This window comes from Streptomyces sp. NPDC059456, from assembly GCF_042750055.1.
Classification (GTDB): domain Bacteria; phylum Actinomycetota; class Actinomycetes; order Streptomycetales; family Streptomycetaceae; genus Streptomyces.
In genome coordinates this window covers 1-2952 of sequence record NZ_JBHYVA010000885.1, presented here as the reverse complement: position 1 = coordinate 2952, position 2952 = coordinate 1, and the positions used below count along the sequence as shown (strand labels likewise).

Below are 2952 nucleotides of genomic sequence, written 5' to 3'. Positions count from 1 at the left end.
GTGGGGCGCGGCCCCTGGCCGACCGGCCCGCCTCACCAACCCTCGCCCCCCCCGCGCCCCGGTGATAACATCCGCTGGCCCCCCGCCGGGTCATGTTAACGCAAGCGTTAACTTCACGGGCGTGAAAGCCGGGGCGGTCACCCCTGGGGGCGAGGTCAGACGGTCTTGATCGCCGGGTCCGAGAGGCCCGGGGCGCCCGTTTCGACGTGGCCCGCGAAGCGGCGGAGGAAGGTGGTGTCCGCGTCGGAGACGACCTTGACGTCGTACCAGCGGCCCGTGGCGGCCAGGTCCGCCGTGTACGCGGCCGTGCCGCCCGCCGCGACCCGCAGGGTCCGGGTCGCGCCGTCGTAGGCGTTGGTCACCGTGAGGTTGACCGCCGCCGGGCCGGAGTTGGTCAGCGTCAGCTGGAGGTTGCCGGTGGCCGCGTCGTGGCGGGCCGTGACCTCGGGGCCGGCCTTCTTCGCCGGGCCCTGCCAGGTGCGCAGGAACCCGTTCGGGCCCCAGACCGTGAGGTTGATCTGGTTGCCGGTGGAGCTGCTGGTGCTCCAGGTGTCCGAGAGGGTCTTGCCCGCCTCGACCGAGTAGGGCCAGGGGCCGTCCGTCCGGTTGCCCGAGGTGCTGTGGAAGTGCGCACCGAGGGCGGGGCCGGAGGCGAAGGTCAGGGTGAACTTGCCGGTGGAGGGGGTGGCCCTGCCGTCCACGTACGGGGCGTAGCCCAGTGCGCGGGTCGGCTTGCGGCCCGCCTCCTGCCGGGGCAGCGTGCCCGTCGCCGGCGGCACCGGGTGGTAGGACGGGTGGGCGTTGTGGTCCGGGGGGACGTAGCCCGCCGTGGAGGGCAGGGCGGCGGGTGACGCGTCCGCCTTCGTGAAGTCGAACGCCGAGGTCAGGTCGCCGCAGACCGCGCGGCGCCACGGCGAGATGTTGGGCTCCTGCACGCCGAACCGCTTCTCCATGAAGCGGATCACCGACGTGTGGTCGAAGGTCTCGGAGCAGACGTAGCCGCCCTTGCTCCAGGGGGAGACCACGATCATCGGGACGCGCGGGCCGAGCCCGTACGGGCCGGCCGCGTAGCCGCCGCCCCCGGCGTAGAGGTCACGGGTGACGTCGGCCGTGGACAGGCCCCACGCCGAGGACGCCGGCGGGTACGGCGGGACGACGTGGTCGAAGAACCCGTCGTTCTCGTCGTAGGTGATGAAGAACGCCGTCTTCGCCCACACCGCCGGGTTCGCGGTCAGCGCGTCCAGGACCTGCGAGATGTACCAGGCACCGAAGTTGACCGGCCAGTTCGGGTGCTCGCTGAAGGCCTCGGGGGCGGCTATCCAGGAGACCTGGGGCAGCGTGCCGTTCACGACGTCGGCGCGCAGCCGGTCGAAGTAGCCTTCGCCCGCCTTGGCGTTGGTGCCCGTCCGGGCCTTCTCGTACAGGGCGCTGCCCGGCTGGGCACTGCGGTAGCTGTTGAAGTACAGCAGCGAGTTGTCGCCGTAGTTGCCTCGGAAGGAGTCGCCGATCCAGCCCCAGCCGCCGGCCGCGTTCAGGCCGTCGCCGATGTCCTGGTAGATCTTCCAGGAGACGCCGGCGGCCTCCAGGCGCTCCGGGTAGGTCTTCCAGCCGTAGCCGGCCTCCTGGTTGCCGAGGACGGGGCCGCCGCCGGTGCCGTCGTTGCCCGTGTGGCCCGTCCACAGGTAGTAGCGGTTCGGGTCGGTCGCGCCGATGAAGGAGCAGTGGTAGGCGTCGCAGACCGTGAAGGCGTCGGCGAGCGCGTAGTGGAACGGGATGTCGTTCCGCGTCATGTACGCCATGGTCGTCGCCGTCTTGGCCGGGACCCACTTGTCGTACTTGCCGTTGTTGTAGGCCTGGTGGCCGCCGGCCCAGTCGTGGTTGAGGCCCTCGACGAACTGCATGCCCAGGTCGTTGACCTGCGGGTTGAAGGGGAGGATGTCCTTCGTCCCGTTGGACTGGTAGAAAACGGACTTCCCGTTGTCCTGGAGGACCGGACGCGGGTCGCCGAAGCCCCGGACGCCCTTCATCGAGCCGAAGTACTGGTCGAAGGACCGGTTCTCCTGCATGAGGACCACGACGTGCTCGATGTCCTGGATGGTGCCGGTGGTGCCCTGCGCCGGGATGGCGGCGGCTCGCGCGATGCTCTCGTTCAGCATCGCGGTCGCGGCGCTTGCGCCTGCGATCTGCAGGAACCTGCGGCGATTGAGTTCAGCCATGGGGTGACGACCTCTGCGGGTGAGGGGGGGTCGAGGGGCGCCCCAAGGACAGCGGTCCCGGGGTACCGGCGGGAGATCGCTTCATGACGCGGCGCGGTACAGCTGGAGAACGGAAAGACCTCCCGGACGGTCCGCGCATCTGCTGAAATGACCTCCCAAACACACTGCACGGGGGGCGCAGAACAGATGGCGGGGACCGAGTTCGGGCATGCCCTCGGGCGATCCCGCGCGCTCTCCGGCCTGCCGGCTGCTCCTCTGGTGGCACGGTACGGGGAACTCGTCTCCACGCAACAGGCTCTGGGCTTACGGCACTTGGCGGACGCACTGATTCCGGCCGGCGGACGGTTCCGGGTGCTCGACGGGATATTCGCGGTCGAGGGGCCGGGGCGGCGGCGCCACGTCGGAGCGGAGGCGCTGCGCGCCCTGCGGGCCGCCCCGGGGAACGCCGGCACCGGTGCCGGCGCCCCCGCGGCCGGGGCCGCGGCGCTGCTGGAGCGGCTGACCGCACTCCAGGAGCGGGATCCGGCCGCGCTGCGCCGGATCCTGCTGTACCAGCTGGTGCGGCTGCTCCACGACCACCCCCGGGGAGATCTGCCCGAGACGGCCACCGGGTTCGGGGTCGCCCCCGACGAGGCGGCCGCCCTGGTGCACGCCGCCGCCGCGAGTCCCCGGCTGGATCCGGTGCAGCGGGCCGCCGCCGAGGGGCTGGAGGACGCGTGGCTGGCCGGGCGGGTGC

General features: G+C 71.7%; 1 protein-coding gene and 1 pseudogene. One reads left to right on the top strand and one right to left on the bottom strand.

The genetic code is table 11. The annotated features are described in order from the left end of the window. Positions 1 to 155 precede the first annotated feature (155 nt). A complete protein-coding gene (locus tag ACFXA3_RS40050; RefSeq protein ID WP_385195960.1) occupies positions 156 to 2216 on the bottom strand; it encodes a phosphocholine-specific phospholipase C in 2061 nt (686 codons plus the stop codon). Positions 2217 to 2528: 312 nt separating this feature from the next. Between ACFXA3_RS40050 and ACFXA3_RS40045 the strand changes: the two are divergent. Beyond that, positions 2529 to 2952 (top strand): annotated as a pseudogene (locus ACFXA3_RS40045) (hypothetical protein); the annotation flags it as partial.

Excerpts from the sequence above, each read along its gene's own strand:
- ACFXA3_RS40050 (WP_385195960.1), bottom strand. The coding sequence starts at position 2,216 with ATGGCTGAACTCAATCGCCGCAGGTTCCTGCAGATCGCAGGCGCAAGC.